The following is a 17,989-nucleotide window of genomic DNA, read 5'->3' as shown; positions in this document are numbered from 1 at the left end:
AAAAGCCTCCCTTATCAACTGATGAGGGAGGCTTTTTTTATACCTATACCTATTGCAGCACCAGCTTACCTGTTTCAATAGGGGAGAGCTGGCTGGTTAAGGTATAGGTATAGAGTCCTGAAGCTAATTTGGCTGGTCGGCTAAAGTCGTTTCTGCCTGGCCTCAAGCTATAGCTGGCAACCACCTTACCCGTCACGTCACGCACCAACAAGTGGAGGCCTGGCAAGTCCGGTGCCTCGAAAGTAAACTCGCCCCGTGCCGGGTTCGGGTATAGCTTCGGCCTTTCGGGAGGGAATTTGTCGCCGGAAGAGAGGGGACGCCGCTGCTCGCCCACGTAGAGGTAGGCAAAGGCCCAGGCAAATTCTATATTTCTTCCGTAATGGTATCCTGGTAATTTGAGTTCTGTTGAGCCTCGCAAGCCAATCAAGTATGGCTCTGTTCGCTCTAGTTCAGCAGTTGGGGTAAAAGTATAAGTAACCGCATAGCCATTTGTTGTGTCTCTGAATTGTAAGGCTGTATCTACTAGCTTGAGGGTGTCAATTTCTCCGACCCGTCTCGCCAGTAACAGAGGGCTACCACTGTCTGTAAGGTTTTGTAGATAAAACTCCAACTTGACTGGCTGTCCGGGCCACGCCTGTATAGACCCGTCTTCATTCACTGTTAAGCGATCCTTATTAATCAGACTAAGTTGAGGTTGATCTTGTCTTTCCCATACGAACAGCGTTAGCTCTACGATCGTAGACCCCATTTGTGCCCCGTCTCTGAACTCTGTAACACGGACATTAAGGACGTATTGTCCTTTTGATTCTGGATTCGGCCAATGTAGTTCCCCAAATTCGTTTATTGTTAAGCCTTCAGGTTGCTGGTAACCGGGTGCAGCGGCTACACCATTTGTAAGCAGCCTATATTTAGGAATCACCAAGTCGTACATCAGGTAATCGCCATCGGCATCATATGCCAGGAGGTTGTGTGTCCAAGGCTCTCCCGGGAATGCCTGTGCCACGCCCGTTCCGGCCAGTTTTACGCTGTTTAGGTTCGTCAGAGGCCTGCCTGCTTTCACATTGGTATAGATGTAAAAAGTAAGCTGATCAGTTGGAGGAGCCAGGTTGAGGATGCCTCCATTTCTGTTTTCTCCAACCCAGCTAACAGTATAATCTCCTGCTGCATCAAAGGTATGTGTCCAGCTAAAAACAGCTGTATAAAAGATTTTGCCATACATTTTGTATTCCGTCCTTTCAACTCTTACAGTCTTTCCATCCCCCATGTTCATCATTACATAGGGGTCATCAGCCGGTGACGCTCTATAATTAGTAGTCGTCATCTCAAAATTAAATTTGAGTGGATTTTGCGGATCAGCTTTATAGCTGATATAACCGCTATAATTATGGGTCGCTTGAGCCAGCTTAGGCACACAAAGTAGCAAGGTAAAGCAAAGGAGTACATGTATTTTCTTCATAGCCAAGTGATTAGAGGTGGAGGTTTATTATAATACGAATTACTGTCTTGATTTAGTATTATTCTTTTAATTATTTGACTATTTATCTTTTGCTCTATTCATATACCATTTTTCAGAAGATAAATAGATAAATGCCGGTCATTACGCTGGTATAGCTAAGAAAATTAGGCAACAAAAATATAGCCAAAAATTTATATAACTGGGTGACAGCGTGTAAGTTTTTAGTAAACACAAAAGAAGAAATATTCTAGTCCGGCATTTTGCCGGAGCACCGCAATGTTGATAACTTTGGGGATAATTACAGCAGTACCCCATGAAGCGCCCCTATTTAAATTACATCTCTGGATTGGCTCTGGCCCTGAGTTTGGTTGCCTGCCAGCGGCCCTTACAGCCTTCAGCCAATCTGGACGAGACAGACCTAGCCGTTGACAAGACCATCGCAGTTGATCCGGCTGTAGAGGCGCTGGTTGCCCCGTACCGCGAAGAAGTGACCGTGAAGATGTCAGAGGTGGTGGGGACGGCGCCCGTAGCTTTGGGCAAAGGCGACTACGAATCGCCGCTCGGCAACTTCGTGGTGGACCTGCAACTAAACCAAAGCGAACCGATCTATGGCAAGCCGATCGATCTGTCCATCACGACAGAGGGTGGCCTGCGAGTGCCGCTGCCACAAGGTAACATCACCACCGGCCATATTTTTGAGCTGATGCCTTTCGAGAATGAGATGGTCGTGCTCACACTAAGCGGCGAAGCCGTACAGCAGCTATTCAACGATGCCGCTGCCCGCAAGATCATTTACATTGGCAATGCGACCTATACCGTAGCCAACGGCAAAGCGCAAGACATCAAAATCAAAGGACAGCCCTTCGATCCGAACAAGAGTTATACTTTGCTTACATCGGACTACCTGGCTGGCGGCGGTGATAAACTTGATATGCTCAAGAACCCGATCAAGTACGAAAGGCTGGGACTCTTGCTGCGCGACGCAATCCATCAGCAAATACAGCAGCTCACGGCTGCGGGCAAGCAGGTAACGGCCCCAGCCGAAAAACGCGTGACCGTTATCCCATAAGCTATACCTGACCATGAAGAGAAGAGACTTTTTGAAGCACACGGCCCTTGGCGCGGCAGGTATAGGCATGCTAGGATTACCGTTTTCAGCAGAAGCGGCCCGCGATGGCATCAGGCTGACCATCCTGCATACCAACGACCAGCACTCCCGCATCGACCCTTTTCCGGACGATGGACGCAAGTATGGCGGCATGGGCGGTATGGCTCGCCGTGCCACCCTGATCGAGCGTATCCGTCAGCAGGAGTCGAATGTGCTGTTGCTTGACTCGGGCGACATCTGGCAAGGCACGCCTTACTTCAATTTTTTTGAGGGAGAGCTGGAGTATAAGCTGATGACTAAGATGGGCTACGATGCGGCCACCCTCGGCAATCACGACTTCGACCTTGGGCTGGAAGGACTGCAGAAACAACTGCCGCTGGCTGGTTTCCCTTTTCTAACGGCCAACTACGACTTCTCTAATACTATCCTGAAAGGCCGTTTTCAGCCTTACAAGGTGTTCGAAAAGCAAGGTATACGGGTAGGTATCTTTGGGCTGGGTATAGAGCTCGATGGTTTGGTGAGCAAGAACATGTACGGTGAGACCGTATACCTGGACCCCGTGGAGATAGCCCGCGAAATGGTGCAGGCCCTGCGCGAAAGAGAAAAGTGCGATTTGGTGATCTGTCTTTCACACCTCGGCTACAGCTATGACACCGACATGATAGACGACCGCAAGCTGGCCACGCAGGTCAGCGGCATCGACCTCATATTGGGTGGGCATACCCATACCTTCATGGAAAAACCAGAGGTGCTGCGCCACGAAAACGGCCATGAAACGATGATAAACCAAGTGGGCTGGTCCGGACTGTTTTTGGGCCGGATAGACTTCACATTCAGCAGAAAATCAAAGAGAAAAAAACTTATTAACACGGCTGTTCTGGCTGTGGATAACCCTGTATTAACTTCGTGAATAAATAATTTTTTGTTTAGAATAATTTAGTCAAATTTGTAACCCCCCCCGCCGTAAAGGAGAGGTTTGTTTCACCAAACGAATCTTAGTGTGTTTTGGAAAATTGGATGATAAAAGACTGTTCAACAGTATGGAGTAACTGTCTACAGGTAATTAAGGAAAATATTGGCGAGCAAAGCTTTAAAACTTGGTTCGAACCGATCAAGCCTTTGTCCCTGCGCGACAATGTACTGACCATACAAGTGCCTAGCCAATTCTTTTATGAGTGGCTGGAGGAGCACTATGTGGGGCTTCTTAAGAAAGTTATCTACCAAGAACTGGGTAGCGAGGGGCGCCTGGAGTATTCTATAATAGTGGACCGTGGCAACGAGTCTAACAAACCTCAGACGGTCAACATCCCAACCAAGAAAATTCCGCAGGCTGTCGTTAACTCTTACCGGCCGGAGCAGAACTTCATCAAGAGCCCGTTCGAGTCGAAGACGATCGACCGCAACTTCCTGAACTCGCAGCTGAACTCAGCTTATACCTTTGAGAATTACATTGAGGGTGACTGTAACCGCCTGGCGCGTTCGGCTGGTTATGCGGTGGCCAACAAGCCGGGTACGACATCGTTCAACCCGCTAATGGTATACGGTGGTGTGGGACTTGGCAAAACGCACTTGGTACAGGCCATCGGCAACCACATCAAAAACAGCAACCCGGATAAGTTTGTGCTATATGTGTCTTCCGAGAAATTCGTGAACCAGTTCATCGAGTCGCTCAAGACCAACAACGTGCAGGACTTCGCCAACTTCTACCTGCTGGTGGATATCCTGATCATTGACGACGTGCAGTTCCTGAGCGGCAAGGAGAAGACGCAGGAAATGTTCTTCCACATCTTCAACCACCTGCACCAGTCCGGCAAGCAAATCGTGATGACCTCTGACTGTCCGCCGCGCGACCTCAAAGGGCTTGAAGAGCGTCTGTTGTCCCGCTTCAAGTGGGGCCTCACCGCCGACCTGCAGAGCCCGGACTTCGAAACGCGTATGGCCATCATCCAGAAAAAGATGCAGGGCGACGGAATTGACATTCCAGATAACGTGGTAGAGTACCTGGCTTACAGCGTAGATACCAACGTGCGTGAACTCGAAGGCGTGTTGATCTCGTTGATCGCGCAGTCGTCGCTGAATAGAAAAGAAATTGACCTGGAGCTTGCCAAGCAGGCCCTGAAGCATATCATTGAGGATGTAGAGACCGAGGTAAACCTCGACTTCATCCAGAAAACAGTGGCGGAGTACTTCCAGGTAAGTCTGGACTCCCTGAAGGCCAAGACCCGTAAAAAAGAGATTGTGACGGCGCGTCAGGTGGCCATGTACTTCGCCAAGGAGTTCACCAGCCATTCACTCAAGTCAATTGGGTACCACTTCGGTGGCCGTGACCACAGTACGGTTATCCACTCAGTACAGACCGTTTCAGACTTGATCGATACCGACAAGAAATTCAAGGTGAGCATTCAGGAGCTTCAGAAGAAATTCAAATCGAAGGCAGGCTAAGCTATACCTGCAGCATAAAACAAAGAAGGCTATACCTGCAGGTATGGCCTTCTTTGTTTTAGTTTTAAATGACTTGATTAACCCTTATTGGTTTTACCGCTCATCCAAATTTTATAACCAGCACCAAGTACCGGCACAATCCCAAGCAGCTAAATCTACCTGCCTTGTAAGCACCAGGCAGAAAGCTCCAACAAACAGCAACGCTATGTTGCGATGAAACCGAGTTGCTGTCGATCTGTTTCTCGTAGGCATCTGAAACTTAGTTGTTAGATATAGCCGCTTCGCTTACTTCGAAGTTATGCACTGCTGCCAATTCGCGAATCCGGGATTTTATTTTCTCGATGTCACGTCTTTTGCGGATCTGCTTCAGGTCCAGGTATACCTTGTTACCGTCGCGCTGCGTAATACGCAGGGCCATTGGTGACATGTGTACCGCTTCAATATCAGGTATAGCCGTAATCATCTTGGTACGAAACACACCATTTTTCTGTACGATGTACTCCGGGGTAACCTCAATGTAGGACTGGATGCCAAATACAGAAGTATTCTGCAGGATCACGTAGCCCAGAAAAATTACTGCCAACCCAAAAAAGATGTAGTACAGGTAGTTCTGGTCGTTGGTAGGGTTTTCGCTTAAAAGCAGCATAGTGGCCCAGGCCAACCAGAAAAGGGTGAGCACGAGTTGCACCGTGAACGAAAGCTTAGCATTGCGCGAAGGGCTTAACTGTACTAAAAGCGACGATCTTGCATTACCGGCAGTAGGCATATAAGGATGTTATAGTGAAACAAACGAGCACAGTTCATGTGCAAGCTGCAATATAGTAATTTTATTTTTTTAGTCTGGCAGTCATTATCATCTCCGGTACGGCTCCCAATGCTTTCGATATCGGGCATTTTTCTTTGGCTTCCTGCGCCAGTTTCTGGAACTCGTCTTCCTCTATACCTGCGACACTCACCTCCGTGTCCAGCTCGATTTTCATGATCTGTGGTCCACCGTCTTTCTCGCCGAGGTGCACCGTAGCGGTCGTCTGCACTGACTCTGGTTCGTGGTTGGCCTTCTCGAGCAGTGAGCTCAGGAACATGGAGAAGCATCCCGCATGGGCAGCGCCAATCAATTCCTCCGGGTTAGTAGCCGAGGTGTCGTCACCAAAGCGGGAGGCGAAGGTATAGCTTGCTTTAAAATGTCCTCTGCCAGATGATACTTCTCCGCTGCCGTTTTTAAGGCCTTTGTTCCATTGGGCTTTTGCTGTGCTCTTTTTCATAAGTCTTACTGTTAGTGTTGTTTTTAGATAAATACAATACCTATAAACTACAGGATGGCGTTTTTTGTTGACCCTAAAAAAACGGATGTCACTAAAACATGGTGAACGGCTATGGCAAAGCCCGTTTATCTGGCTATATTTACCCCTTCCAAAAAAAGAAAACCATATGGGTGTGAAAGCATGGCTCAGTAAGCCGCTGGCGGCATACGTGCACAAAAAACACCAGTCCTGGATACAGAATCCGGTCGAAGCGCAGCAAGCTGTTTTTGAGAAGATCATCAAGAGCGCACAGCATACCGCTTTCGGCCGCGAGCACCATTTCTCAGAGATAAAGACTCACGCTGACTTTGTAGAGGCCGTACCTGTGCGCGACTACGAAGGACTTGCATCCTATTTCAACCGCGTAAAGGAAGGGGAGCGCGACATTCTGTGGCCCGGCAAGCCGATCTACCTGGCCAAAACTTCCGGCACTACCTCGGGTACCAAGTATATCCCGATCACCAAAGACTCTATACCTAACCACATCAACGGAGCGAAAGACGCGCTGCTGTCTTACATCCATGAAACAGGTAACTCGAAATTTTTGGACGGGAAGATGATCTTTCTTTCAGGGAGCCCGGTGCTGGACGAAGTAGGCGGGATCCATACCGGCCGTTTGTCGGGCATAGTGAATCATCACATACCCGGCTACCTGCGCACTAACCAACTGCCGAGCTACGAAACCAACTGCATTGAAGATTGGGAAACCAAGCTCGACCAGGTGATAGAGGAAACGATCGATCAGGATATGACCCTCATCTCAGGTATACCGCCCTGGGTACAGATGTATTTTGACAAACTGATACGGCAGACCGGGAAACCGATCAAGGATATTTTCCCGAATTTCTCACTATTTGTATACGGTGGCGTGAATTTTGAGCCTTACCGCAAGAAGCTGTTTGAATCGATTGGGCGCGAAGTAGATTCCGTCGAAACATTTCCGGCATCAGAGGGGTTTTTCGCTTACCAGAACGAGCAGCACGACAAAGGCCTTCTGTTGTTGCTCAATGCCGGTATCTTCTTTGAGTTTATACCTACAGAGGAGTACTTCAACGAAAAGCCAACCCGCCTGACAATAGGAGAAGTAGAACCGGGCGTGAACTATGCCCTGGTGATCAGCAGCAATGCGGGCCTTTGGGCGTATTCCATTGGTGATACGGTGAAGTTCACTTCTGTGAAGCCTTACAAACTGATTGTGAGTGGTCGCATCAAGCACTACATTTCGGCTTTTGGTGAGCACGTGATAGGCGAGGAGGTGGAGAAGGCCATGCAGCGCACCATGCAGAACTACCCAATGGTAGAGTTGGTGGAGTTTACGGTGGCCCCTTACGTGAGCCAGGATAAAGGACAGTCTTACCACGAGTGGCTGGTGGAGTTCTCTATCGCTCCTGCCAACCAGGAGGCGTTCGAGAAAGAGCTGAATGCGCAACTGCAGCAGCTGAACTCCTATTACGATGATCTGATCACAGGTCACATTCTGGCTGATTTGAAAATTAAAGCGCTTCCGCAAGGCACTTTCCGCCACTACATGAAGTCGCAGGGCAAGCTGGGAGGACAGAACAAAGTGCCGCGTCTGAGCAACGACCGTAAATTGGCTGAAGGCCTGATCGAGTCGGCAGACGCGCTTACTATTAACAAAAGCGAATGAAACGAATTGCCATCCTTGGCTCCACAGGTTCCATCGGCACACAGGCCCTGGAGGTGATCGGAGCCAATCCTGATAGTTTTGAATTGGAGGTTATTACCGCCAACAACAACGCCGATTTACTGATTGCCCAGGCGCTGGCCTTTAAGCCTAATGCCGTTGTGATCGCCAATGAAGCACTTTACGAACAAGTGCGTGATGCCCTGCAACACGAGGACATTAAGGTATACGCCGGAGCCAATGCCCTTTGCTCGGTAGTGGAAATGGGCACCGTGGATATGGTGCTGACTGCTATGGTAGGGTATGCCGGCCTGCAACCAACTATCCGTGCCATCAAGGCCGGCAAAGAGATCGCCCTTGCTAACAAAGAAACCCTGGTAGTGGCCGGACAATTGGTTACCGACCTCGCCCGTCAGCAAGGCGTGAACATTTACCCGGTAGACTCTGAGCACAGTGCCATTTTCCAGTGCCTGGCCGGCGAGTTTCATAATCCGATCGAGAAGATCATCCTGACCGCTTCGGGAGGGCCGTTCCGTGGACGCAAAGCTGACGAACTGCGCCAGGTGACCCGGGCACAGGCACTCAAGCACCCAAACTGGGAGATGGGTGCCAAAATCACCATCGACTCGGCTTCGCTGATGAATAAAGGTTTAGAGGTGATCGAGGCCAAATGGCTGTTTGGACTGAAGAATGACCAGATCGAGGTAGTAGTACATCCGCAGTCCATCATTCACTCCCTGGTACAGTTTGAGGACGGCTCTATCAAGGCGCAGCTCGGCCTGCCCGACATGAAACTGCCTATACAGTATGCGCTGGGCTATCCGAACCGACTTAAGAACGACTTTCCACGCTTCAACTTTATGGACTACCCACAACTGACTTTTGAGAAGCCGGACCTGGAGACATTCCGCAACCTGCAGCTGGCTTTTGATGCCATGGAGCGCGGCGGTAATATGCCTTGCATTCTCAATGCAGCCAACGAAATCGCCGTGGAAGCCTTCCTGCGTGAGGAGGTGGGCTTCCTCGAGATGTCCGATATCATCGAGAGTAGTATGGCAAAAGTTGCGTATATTGCGAATCCTTCTTACGAGGACTATGTTACAACAGACAGAGAGACACGTGCTTACGCGGCTGAATTGGTTGGCAAGCTAAGCCTTTAGGAGTCGCTATTAGGCGTGAATCTTTTTGTCATGATCATCGATTCTAAATTTATTTCTATTAAATGGATATTTTAATAATGGTGGGCCAGCTCATTTTGGGCCTGACAATACTAGTTGGATTGCACGAGCTGGGACACATGTTGGCTGCCAAATGGTTTGGCATGCGTGTAGAGAAGTATGCAATCGGATTTCCCCCTAAGATATTTAGTAAGAAGGTAGGTGAGACAGAGTACATGCTGGGTCTGATCCCGCTGGGTGGTTTCGTGAAGATATCAGGCATGGTAGACGAGTCACTCGATACGGAGGCGCTTCAAAAAGATCCTGAGCCCTGGGAGTTTCGTGCTAAGCCAGCCTGGCAGCGCCTGATCGTGATGATGGGTGGTATTATCGTGAACGTGATCACGGGTATCGTCATCTTCATCGCTTTGACTTTCTACTATGGCGAAACATACCTGCCAGCCAGCGAAGTGAAGTACGGTGTGCAGCCAAATCAGCTGGGACAGGAACTTGGATTCGAACCTGGCGATAAGATTGTGGCGTTGAATGGCCGTCCGTTGGAGAATTTCAATGATGTGTACTCCATGGATATGCTGCTGGACCGTGGCTCTTACTATACCGTAGAGCGCAATGGCAACCAGGTGGATATTCCTATCCCTTCCGATTTTATGGACCGCATGGCTGACAACAAGGAGCGCATGGTGTTCATTCAGCCGCGAGAGCCTTTTATGGTAGGGCAGGTAGAGCCGAACAGCAACGCTGACAAGGCTGGCCTGAAAGCAGGAGACTATATCAAATCTGTGAACGGCGAGAGCACGCTATTCTTTAGCGATTTCCAGGCGGCAATGCAGAAGTACGCAGGCAAGCCTGTGAGTATCAACGTAGAGCGCGGCAACGAGATCGTGACCCTAAAAGCCACAGTAAACGAAGACGGCACACTGGGCTTTTACCAGAAGCCACTGCTCGAGTATGCAACCCGCGACTTCAGCCTCGGTGAATCCATCCCACGCGGTACTAATCAGGCTTTCGGTGTGATCACGGCGAACCTGAAGGGTTTCGGTAAAATATTCAGAGGAGAAGTATCGGCTTCCAAGTCATTAAGCGGTCCGATTGGCATCGCTCAGATCTTTGGCGATACGTTCAACTGGTACAAGTTCTGGTCAATCACAGGTATGCTGTCGATGGTACTGGCCTTTATGAACTTCCTGCCGATTCCGGCGCTGGACGGCGGCCATGTTGTATTTTTAACATACGAAATGGTGAGCGGTCGCAAGCCGTCTGATAATTTTTTAGAGAACGCTCAAAAAGTGGGCATGGTAATTTTGTTGGGCTTAATGGCTTTTGCTATATTTAACGATGTATTCAAGATAATCTTCTAACCAAAGATTCCTTTATGAAAGCCATCGTGAAGTACGCCCTACTTGTAGCCATTCTTTTTGTTTTATTTGCATTTAATCAAGCCGGTGCTACACCAGTAGCATCGGCTTTTTCTATACCTCAACAGGCCACTGCCGCTGACACCGTATACCTGGTGCAGCAAGGCGATACCTATTACAGCCTTTCTCGTCGGTTCAGCATCCCGCTTGACTCTTTACAGAAGTGGAACGGTACGCAGCTGAACATGGGGCAGACGCTATACCTAACGCGTCGGGATGCCAAAGGCAGAGCAGTGGCTGGTAAACCGGCTGCTGCCGCGAGCCAACCAAACAGCACAGCCAAAGCATCAACAGCCGTAGCTAAGCAGCCAAGTGCTACACCGGCCAAACAACCTGCTTCTACAGCACAGACTTCTAAGCCAGCTACCAGCGCACCTGCACAGTCAGCAAGACCAACAAATACAGCTAATGCAACAGGCCCAGCCCGTACGCAGGCGAGTACTTCAGCTTCTGCTTCCAAGCTGCCTACACTGGAGAGCAAGGAGAAGCAGCGCATCCTGGTAGTGCCATTCGATCCATACCTGTACTTCTCTGATGCTGACGACGAGATCGCCCGACACTCCAAAATACCACGCCAGAACGTGCGCCATGTATTCAGAGGCAGACTCAATGCTATGCTTGCGCCGGAAGGTTATGAAACCATCAACTTGCTGGGCGGTGTGTACCGCGACAGTGTGAGCGAACTGAGCACACTGTATAAGTCACTGAGCTATGGCTACCAGGACAACAAGCAATCGCGCTATAACCACCAGCCTGCTGTAAAGGCCAAGGAGCGTGAAAATGCACTGGATTGGGTGAAGCGTCAGAAAGAGAAAGTAAACATCAAAGGAGGACAGCCAGCTACCGTACCAGTGGCGCAAGACGAGAGCAAACACTTCGGTGTAAAAGTGAAGGATCCGAAATTCTTCTCCCATTTTAATGGTCAGTATGGCATCGACTATTATGTGTTCATCAACCAGTTTGAAGTGAAAACCAATTACGAGAACTGCCTGGACCGCGCCAGTTGGAACTACGAGCGTGATTTCCTGGTTCATTACTCAATCTATGACAGCAAGGGAGAGCTCGTATCAGGCAACAAGGTGAAAGTGCCTTATCAGTCTAACATGAACGACGTGCAGCGCATTGTGAGCGACAACATGCCGAACATGGCCAAGCGTGTGCTAGCCGACCTTCCGCAAGCCCAGAAATAAGTATGTTCCGAATCATCCTGGTGGCACTCGTGCTCAGCTTTACGAGCCTCACTGCCCACGCTCATGACTACCATGCCAGCATCACCGATGCCCGGTACAATCCGCGTACGCAAAGTCTGGAGGTGGCCGTGAAGGTGTTTATGGATGACCTGGAAAATGCACTCTCCCGTAGAAACAAATCAACTATAACCTATAGTCAGGCCCCGCAGGTGCAGCAACTGGTGCAGGAGTACATTGGCGCAATGCTCTCTTTCGAACTGGAGAAAGGAAAACCGCTGCGCCATACCTTTGTAGGTGCAGAGCAGGAGGCAGATGTGGTATGGGTATACCTGGAAGTGCCCGTGAAGACGCAAAACCTGACCCACCTCTATGTACGCAACGTCGTGCTGCAGGAACTTTTCAACGACCAGATGAACATTGTGAACCTGGACTACAAAGGAAAGGTGAATAGCACACTTTTTCAGAAGAACGACGGCACCCGCAAGATGTCGTTCTAAGACCGCTGCCGGCGCCAGCTCAGATGCGCCATCATACTCATGACGATTGTTGCCATCATGCAGCCAGTCAAGAAAGAGACCACCACACCCATCATCGAACGCATAAACGTGCTGGCATAAAGTGCATAGCCCATAAAAGCGAAGCCTGCCACGGCTATACCTGTCCAGAACCAAAACTTTTGCTGCAGACTTACTCTGTCAGGTATAGCCACCGTCGGTTGGCGCCAGGTATACAGCAGGATCAGCAGGGAGCCTACCAAAGTGCTACTATGCTGTATGATGCGGCAAAGCATAATCTCAAAGCCCATCACATCCACCATACTTGTCAGCACAGGCCACTTGCCGGCAAAATACCCTGTCTCGTGTGTAAAGCTGTCCCAGAAAATATGCGTAGCTGCGCCGATGATAACTGATAGCGCAAAAATAAACCAACGTTTCTGCAGGTAAGAGAGCCAGTCGAGTGTTGGCACTGCAAGCGCACGGCTCTTTAACCAGTCGGGGAGATGCGCTACTGCAGGCTGGCGCACGATTAAATGAAAGAGAGTAGCAATAATCAGCGCAACTGGCAGGTTAAAATACAGCAAGCTTTCCAGGGTATGGCCACCGTGCTTGAAAAGCGGGAGTAGCAGGAAGTACTCAAAGTCCGGCGCTATACTGCCTGTGATCAGGCCAGTGGCTGAGAACCAGCGGCTATGTTTGAGAAGAGGCAATACGGCAGCGGGATGCGCGGCGGTGAATGGCATAAGGTATAAGAAACAAGGTAAACTACTTTCCTATACCTCGCCCTTGCAGTACTGGTTTTATCAAACGAAATTCTACACGGCGGTTGATGCGGCGGTCTTCTTCATTCTTTTCTTCGCGCAGGGGTTTGCTGCTGCCATAACCATAGGACTCAATACGGCCTTCCTCAATGCGTACCTTCTGCTGTATGTACTGCAGGATAGCATCTGCACGGTCTTTCGACAGGATCTGGTTAAACTCAGGATCACCGGCGCCGTCTGTGTGGCCAGCAATCTCCAGACGGAAACCTGGGTTCTCCACCAGAAAGTAAGCGACTTCGTCCAGAATGGGGTGCATCTCCGTCGTAATTATCGCTTCATTCGGCTCAAACTCGATGTTCTTGAACACGATCGGAATATTATGGTCGATCACCTTGGTCATGATCTGTAAGGATGTATCCTGCTGCAGGGCCAGTTCACGCTCAATCGTGAAGAAATCCGGACTCTGGATGATCATCATGTAGCGCGAGTTGTCAATCAGGTTAAAGGCGAAGCTTCCATCCGGACGGATGTACTTCGAGGAGATCTCAATGCCGTTGTCCAGGTCGATAATGGAGATGATGCCTGAAAGCGGTTTATTAGAAACTGAATCACGCAGGACGCCTTCCACTTTAGTCACAGCCAGTGGGTGTGCTTCCATGGGCAGCGGAAAGGAGTAGAGGTCCAGGTTCTTAATATCGCTCTCTTCGGAGCGGGCATAGTACAGGTTCTGCGACTGCGAATCGATGGTAAAGTAGTACTCACTGCCACGCCCATTCACGAGTGGGCCAATGTTGCGCGGCTCCTGCCACTTGCCGCCCACCAGGTACGTTTTGTAAATATCGAAATCACCGAAGTTGAATAGCTGCCCGCGCGAGCTGAAGTAGAGCACCTTGTACTTCGGATGATAGAAGGGACTCACCTCACTCTGGCGGGTGTTGATGATAGGGCCCATATTCTGAGCAGGTGCCCACTGTCCGTTCTTGAGTTTGTGTGTGAAGTAGATGTCAGATAGTCCAAAGCCACCCAGGCGGTCAGAGGCGAAGTAAAGCGTATCCTCGTTAGGCGACAGGGTAGGCTGTGAGTCCCAGGCAGGGCTGTTTACGTTAGGCCCAAGGTTCTCAATTTCGTGCCAGCTGCCATCGGGCTGAAGTTTAGCCATGTACAGGTCACAGTTGCCGTAGCCGTCCGGCGATTCGCAACGGGCAAAATACAGCGTCTTGCCATCCCGACTCAGCGTAGCAGAGCCTTCATTGTAAATGCTGTTGATGGGCTTCCCGAAAGACTGCGCCTCGGTCCAGAAGCCGTTGCTGTTATCGGCATAGTACAGGTCTTCGTTCGGCTTACTCACTATACCCTGAAAGGTACGCTTTGAGGTGAAGATGAGCTTGTTGTTATCAGCACTAAGAGTAGGACCGTAGTCTTCGTAAGGCGAATTGATGCTATTGCCCATGTTCAGGTATACCCCGCGTGGCGGCTGGTAGGTTGAGATGGACTTGCGGTACTCTACAAGCTCATAGTAGTAGCTCAATGGCACATAATAGTCCTTGGTGTTCTGTTCCAGCGAGTCGTAGTAGGATTGTACCTGGCGTATGTCACTGCGGTGGTGCTTGAGTACGAGACGGTATACCTCCATGGCCTGGGCCGCCATACCCTGTCGCTCATACAGCTGGCCGAGCCTCCAGAGCAGGTTTGTGTCTTTGTAAAAGTTCTGTATGCCAAAGCTGCGCACGTAGCGCTCAAGCAGTGGAAGGGCCTGCCCATACTGCTTGCGTCTCTCCAGTCGCTGTATCTCTGATAGCTTCTTGGAGTCTTTATAATAGGCGATTCTATTCAGGTTGGGGAAGTCCAGGTGCATTTCCTGGTTCGGGGCCTTCTTCTTGACCTTTACATCAGGCCCGTCCTGCAATGGGGTATGCTTTAACTGGCCCAGGCTGAGGAGCGGGGTCAGAAGCAGCAACAGAAAAAAAGCAGGGGCAATAAGTCGTTTCATCGGCACAGAGCGTGATACCTGAAACCAAAGATATTATTTTTTGTCCTATGTTCTGAAACGAATTATTAATATTCCCTTATATTTTGAGAAGAAGTGCCAGCACCGCCGCCAATGCGACAATTTGAACAACCAGGCGCACTTGGCACAGCTCTTGACAAATATACTCTCCACAGGCATAAAGCGGAATTTCCACTATCTTTATGTCAATATGGCACTGATACAACCTATGAATTATACACTGAAGAACTTTCTCAACCATCTTTTAATTGGAAACATGTCGATAGATGATAGCGACGATCTGATTCCGGTAATCACCACTGACCCTGACGAAGAAATGCTGCCGGAAGATATGCCGGGTGAACTGCCTTTGCTGGCCGTGCGCAACACAGTATTGTTTCCGGGTGTGGTATTGCCTATTACCGTTAGCCGCAAGAAATCAGTACGATTAGTGCGTAAGGCCCACAAAGGCGACAAGATCATCGGGGTGGTAGCGCAGCGCAACACCAACAGCGACGATCCCTCTGCAGAAGACCTGTACGACATCGGTACCATGGCCAAGATCCTGAAAATGCTGGTGTTGCCCGATGGCAATACTACGATTATCATACAGGGTCAGAGCCGTTTTAAAATAGAAGAGGTTACGCAAGAAGATCCTTACCTGTCGGCTAAGGTGAGCTACTGCAAAGACACCTTCCCGAACAAAAAGAGCAAAGAGGTAAAAGCCCTGGTGCACTCGCTGAAAGATGCGGCCGCCAAGATGCTTAAACTCAATCCAGAGATTCCGCAGGAGGCGCAAGTAGCTCTTGATAACATTGACAGCCCGAGTTTTCTGACGCACTTCCTATCAAGCAACCTGAACGTGGATGTGGCTCAGAAACAGAAACTTCTGGAGGTGAACGACGGCGTGGAGCGCGGTACGCAACTCCTCGAGATCATGCTGCGCGAAATCCAGTTGCTGGAGCTGAAGCAAGAGATCCACACCAAAGTACACACCGACATTGACCAACAGCAACGCGATTACTTTTTGCGTCAGCAGATCAAAGTGTTGCAGGATGAACTGGGTCAGGAGGGACCTGATCAAGAAATCGAGCGATTCAGGGAGCGCGCTACTAAAAAGAAATGGCCAGAGCCGGTTGCCAAGCATTTCCAGAAGGAGATGGAGCGCCTTGCCCGCCTCAACCCCCAGGCAGCGGAGTATCCGGTAGCGGTTAACTACCTGGAGTTCCTGTTGGATCTGCCTTGGGACGAAACCACCAAAGATAACTTCAACCTGAAGCGTACCAAGAAAATACTCGATGCCGACCATTACGGTCTGGAGAAAGTAAAGGAGCGCATCATTGAGTACCTCGCTGTGCTCAAACTGAAGAAAGACATGAAAGCTCCTATTCTGTGCTTGTACGGACCTCCGGGCGTGGGTAAAACCTCGTTGGGCCGTTCGATTGCCACAGCCTTGGGTCGTAAATATGTCAGAATGTCACTGGGAGGCGTACGTGACGAAGCAGAGATCCGCGGGCACCGCCGTACCTACGTGGGCGCTATGCCGGGCAAAATTATCAGCCAGATCAAAAAAGTAGGTTCTTCCAACCCGGTGATCATCCTCGACGAGATCGACAAGTTGGCCTCTGACTTCCGTGGTGACCCCTCTTCGGCTTTGCTGGAGGTGCTGGATCCAGAGCAGAACCATACCTTCATGGACAACTACCTGGACGTAGAATATGACCTGTCCAAGGTGCTGTTTATTGCCACGGCCAACTCACTGGATACCATTCAGCCTGCCCTGCGCGACCGTATGGAGATCATTGAGCTGACGGGCTATACCATGGAAGAGAAGACCGAGATCGCGAAGCGCCACCTGGTGCCGAAGCAGGTAAAAGATCACGGTCTGGAGGAAGTAGACGTGAAAATGTCGAAAGCTACGATCCAGAAGGTGATCGAAGACTATACCCGTGAATCGGGAGTAAGAAGCCTAGAGCGCAAAATCGGGCAGGTGATCCGTAATACGGCCAAGCAGAAGGCGATGGAAGAGGAGTTTGTACCGTCTATCAAGCCGGAAGACGTGGTGAAAATTCTGGGTCCGGAAACTTTTGATAAAGAAATTTACCAGGACATCGACACAGCGGGTGTAGTAACAGGTCTGGCCTGGACTTCAGTGGGTGGTGATATTCTGTTCATTGAAAGTATCCTGAGCAAAGGTAAGGGCAAGCTCACGCTATCGGGTCAGCTGGGTGATGTGATGAAGGAGTCAGCGATGACGGCGATCTCTTACCTGAAAGCCCATGCCGAGTTGCTGGACATCGACTACCGCCTGTTCGACCAATACGACCTGCACATTCACTTCCCGGAAGGTGCTGTGCCGAAAGACGGTCCGTCAGCAGGTATAGCCATCTTCACTTCTATTGCCTCCGTGTTTACGCAGCGCAAAGTGAAGTCACGTCTAGCCATGACGGGGGAGATCACGCTCCGTGGCAAGGTGCTACCGGTAGGAGGTATCAAAGAGAAGATATTGGCTGCCAAGCGTGCAGGTATAACGGATATTATCCTTTGCCAGAAAAACCGCAAAGACATCACAGAGATACCGGATCAGTATATCAAGGGATTGCATATCCACTATGTGGACCGTGTAGATGAGGTCGTGCAGATTGCTTTGCTGAAGCAGAAGGTGAAGCATCCATTGAAATTGGTGGTGACGGAGAATGGGAAGAGTGAGGAGTAAGTTTGGCGCGAGCGCACTCATTAAGCCATTTTGTAACTGGCGTAGCTGCAGCTGTTGCAGATATAGCAAATGATACTGTTTTATAGCTTGCCCTGGCCGGGCGGGCCCTACTTTTTGTCTTGACACAAAAATCGAGGGCCCCTACCCCCAGTAGGCAAAAAAGTCAAGACGCTCCAAACTCGCTGAACGCTCGAACAGTGGAGCGCCGCAAAGTGCACCTGGCTCAAGTGATCTACTTCGTAGCTAATGTGCAAGTTAGTCTTGCTATACCTGCCAGTGGTAAGTAGTTTAAT

Annotated in this window: 14 protein-coding genes; 9 read left to right on the top strand and 5 right to left on the bottom strand. The window is 50.0% G+C overall.

Going from position 1 to position 17,989, the window contains the following annotated elements; translation table 11 throughout:
* Positions 1–49: 49 nt before the first annotated feature.
* Complete coding sequence (locus tag AC5FX6_RS14680; RefSeq protein WP_493597811.1) at positions 50–1,456, bottom strand: T9SS type A sorting domain-containing protein; 1,407 nt, start codon at positions 1,454–1,456, stop codon at positions 50–52.
* A 313-nt stretch (positions 1,457–1,769) separates the two neighbouring features.
* On the opposite strand from AC5FX6_RS14680, the gene AC5FX6_RS14675 reads away from it, so the two are divergent.
* The 3 genes from AC5FX6_RS14675 (at position 1,770) to dnaA (ending at position 5,006) form a co-directional block, all read left to right on the top strand.
* On the top strand, positions 1,770–2,525 hold the full coding sequence (locus AC5FX6_RS14675; protein ID WP_493597810.1) for a 5'-nucleotidase C-terminal domain-containing protein: 756 nt from the start codon (positions 1,770–1,772) through the stop codon (positions 2,523–2,525).
* Positions 2,526–2,538: 13 nt separating this feature from the next.
* Positions 2,539–3,474 carry a bifunctional metallophosphatase/5'-nucleotidase gene (locus tag AC5FX6_RS14670; RefSeq protein ID WP_493597809.1) on the top strand — a complete coding sequence of 312 codons (936 nt, stop codon included), beginning with the start codon at positions 2,539–2,541 and terminating at the stop codon, positions 3,472–3,474.
* A 107-nt stretch (positions 3,475–3,581) separates the two neighbouring features.
* Positions 3,582–5,006, top strand: coding sequence for a chromosomal replication initiator protein DnaA (gene dnaA / locus AC5FX6_RS14665; RefSeq protein ID WP_493597808.1), 1,425 nt, complete (start codon positions 3,582–3,584; stop codon positions 5,004–5,006).
* Positions 5,007–5,265: 259 nt separating this feature from the next.
* Here the strand turns inward: dnaA and AC5FX6_RS14660 are convergent, their stop codons facing one another.
* Together AC5FX6_RS14660 and AC5FX6_RS14655 are read right to left on the bottom strand one after the other, a co-directional pair.
* Positions 5,266–5,772, bottom strand: coding sequence for a hypothetical protein (locus AC5FX6_RS14660; protein ID WP_493597807.1), 507 nt, complete (start codon positions 5,770–5,772; stop codon positions 5,266–5,268).
* A gap of 61 nt (positions 5,773–5,833) precedes the next feature.
* Positions 5,834–6,268 (bottom strand): OsmC family peroxiredoxin, encoded by a 435-nt coding sequence (locus AC5FX6_RS14655; RefSeq protein ID WP_493597806.1) that lies wholly within the window; start codon positions 6,266–6,268, stop codon positions 5,834–5,836.
* A gap of 166 nt (positions 6,269–6,434) precedes the next feature.
* Here AC5FX6_RS14655 and AC5FX6_RS14650 point away from each other — a divergent pair, with 166 nt between their 5' ends.
* The 5 genes from AC5FX6_RS14650 to AC5FX6_RS14630 all read left to right on the top strand — a co-directional run bounded on the left by AC5FX6_RS14650 (position 6,435) and on the right by AC5FX6_RS14630 (position 12,232).
* On the top strand, positions 6,435–7,955 hold the full coding sequence (locus AC5FX6_RS14650) for a GH3 auxin-responsive promoter family protein (protein ID WP_493597805.1): 1,521 nt from the start codon (positions 6,435–6,437) through the stop codon (positions 7,953–7,955).
* Complete coding sequence (locus AC5FX6_RS14645) at positions 7,952–9,112, top strand: 1-deoxy-D-xylulose-5-phosphate reductoisomerase (protein ID WP_493597804.1); 1,161 nt, start codon at positions 7,952–7,954, stop codon at positions 9,110–9,112. Before AC5FX6_RS14650 ends, AC5FX6_RS14645 begins: the two co-directional genes overlap by 4 nt.
* Positions 9,113–9,174: 62 nt before the next feature.
* The gene (rseP, locus tag AC5FX6_RS14640; RefSeq protein ID WP_493597803.1) at positions 9,175–10,488 is read left to right on the top strand and encodes an RIP metalloprotease RseP; all 1,314 of its coding nucleotides are present in this window, start codon (positions 9,175–9,177) and stop codon (positions 10,486–10,488) included.
* Positions 10,489–10,502: 14 nt separating this feature from the next.
* Positions 10,503–11,735: a LysM peptidoglycan-binding domain-containing protein gene (locus AC5FX6_RS14635; RefSeq protein ID WP_493597802.1), complete on the top strand. Its 1,233-nt coding sequence runs from the start codon at positions 10,503–10,505 to the stop codon at positions 11,733–11,735.
* A gap of 2 nt (positions 11,736–11,737) precedes the next feature.
* Complete coding sequence (locus AC5FX6_RS14630; RefSeq protein ID WP_493597801.1) at positions 11,738–12,232, top strand: DUF6702 family protein; 495 nt, start codon at positions 11,738–11,740, stop codon at positions 12,230–12,232.
* Here AC5FX6_RS14630 and AC5FX6_RS14625 read toward each other — a convergent pair.
* A complete protein-coding gene (locus tag AC5FX6_RS14625) occupies positions 12,229–12,975 on the bottom strand; it encodes a DUF4184 family protein (protein WP_493597800.1) in 747 nt (248 codons plus the stop codon). The two genes, AC5FX6_RS14630 and AC5FX6_RS14625, sit on opposite strands and share 4 nt — an antisense overlap.
* Positions 12,976–12,997: 22 nt before the next feature.
* A complete protein-coding gene (locus AC5FX6_RS14620) occupies positions 12,998–14,983 on the bottom strand; it encodes an OmpA family protein (RefSeq protein WP_493597799.1) in 1,986 nt (661 codons plus the stop codon).
* 226 nt (positions 14,984–15,209) lie between these two features.
* Between AC5FX6_RS14620 and lon the strand changes: the two genes are divergently transcribed.
* Entirely contained in the window at positions 15,210–17,696 is a 2,487-nt protein-coding gene (gene lon / locus AC5FX6_RS14615) for an endopeptidase La (protein WP_493597798.1), read from the top strand.
* Positions 17,697–17,989 lie beyond the last annotated feature (293 nt).

This window comes from Pontibacter sp. LHS2, from assembly GCF_058932845.1.
Note: the sequence above shows the minus strand (reverse complement) of the source record. Positions and strands in the feature narration are given on the sequence as shown.

What these genes read in the sequence shown, in the direction of transcription:
- AC5FX6_RS14680 (WP_493597811.1), bottom strand. Translation starts at nt 1,456, where the DNA reads ATGAAGAAAATACATGTACTCCTTTGCTTTACCTTGCTACTTTGTGTG.
- AC5FX6_RS14675 (WP_493597810.1), top strand. Translation starts at nt 1,770, where the DNA reads ATGAAGCGCCCCTATTTAAATTACATCTCTGGATTGGCTCTGGCCCTG.
- AC5FX6_RS14670 (WP_493597809.1), top strand. Translation starts at nt 2,539, where the DNA reads ATGAAGAGAAGAGACTTTTTGAAGCACACGGCCCTTGGCGCGGCAGGT.
- dnaA (WP_493597808.1), top strand. Translation starts at nt 3,582, where the DNA reads ATGATAAAAGACTGTTCAACAGTATGGAGTAACTGTCTACAGGTAATT.
- AC5FX6_RS14660 (WP_493597807.1), bottom strand. Translation starts at nt 5,772, where the DNA reads ATGCCTACTGCCGGTAATGCAAGATCGTCGCTTTTAGTACAGTTAAGC.
- AC5FX6_RS14655 (WP_493597806.1), bottom strand. Translation starts at nt 6,268, where the DNA reads ATGAAAAAGAGCACAGCAAAAGCCCAATGGAACAAAGGCCTTAAAAAC.
- AC5FX6_RS14650 (WP_493597805.1), top strand. Translation starts at nt 6,435, where the DNA reads ATGGGTGTGAAAGCATGGCTCAGTAAGCCGCTGGCGGCATACGTGCAC.
- AC5FX6_RS14645 (WP_493597804.1), top strand. Translation starts at nt 7,952, where the DNA reads ATGAAACGAATTGCCATCCTTGGCTCCACAGGTTCCATCGGCACACAG.
- rseP (WP_493597803.1), top strand. Translation starts at nt 9,175, where the DNA reads ATGGATATTTTAATAATGGTGGGCCAGCTCATTTTGGGCCTGACAATA.
- AC5FX6_RS14635 (WP_493597802.1), top strand. Translation starts at nt 10,503, where the DNA reads ATGAAAGCCATCGTGAAGTACGCCCTACTTGTAGCCATTCTTTTTGTT.
- AC5FX6_RS14630 (WP_493597801.1), top strand. Translation starts at nt 11,738, where the DNA reads ATGTTCCGAATCATCCTGGTGGCACTCGTGCTCAGCTTTACGAGCCTC.
- AC5FX6_RS14625 (WP_493597800.1), bottom strand. Translation starts at nt 12,975, where the DNA reads ATGCCATTCACCGCCGCGCATCCCGCTGCCGTATTGCCTCTTCTCAAA.
- AC5FX6_RS14620 (WP_493597799.1), bottom strand. Translation starts at nt 14,983, where the DNA reads ATGAAACGACTTATTGCCCCTGCTTTTTTTCTGTTGCTGCTTCTGACC.
- lon (WP_493597798.1), top strand. Translation starts at nt 15,210, where the DNA reads ATGAATTATACACTGAAGAACTTTCTCAACCATCTTTTAATTGGAAAC.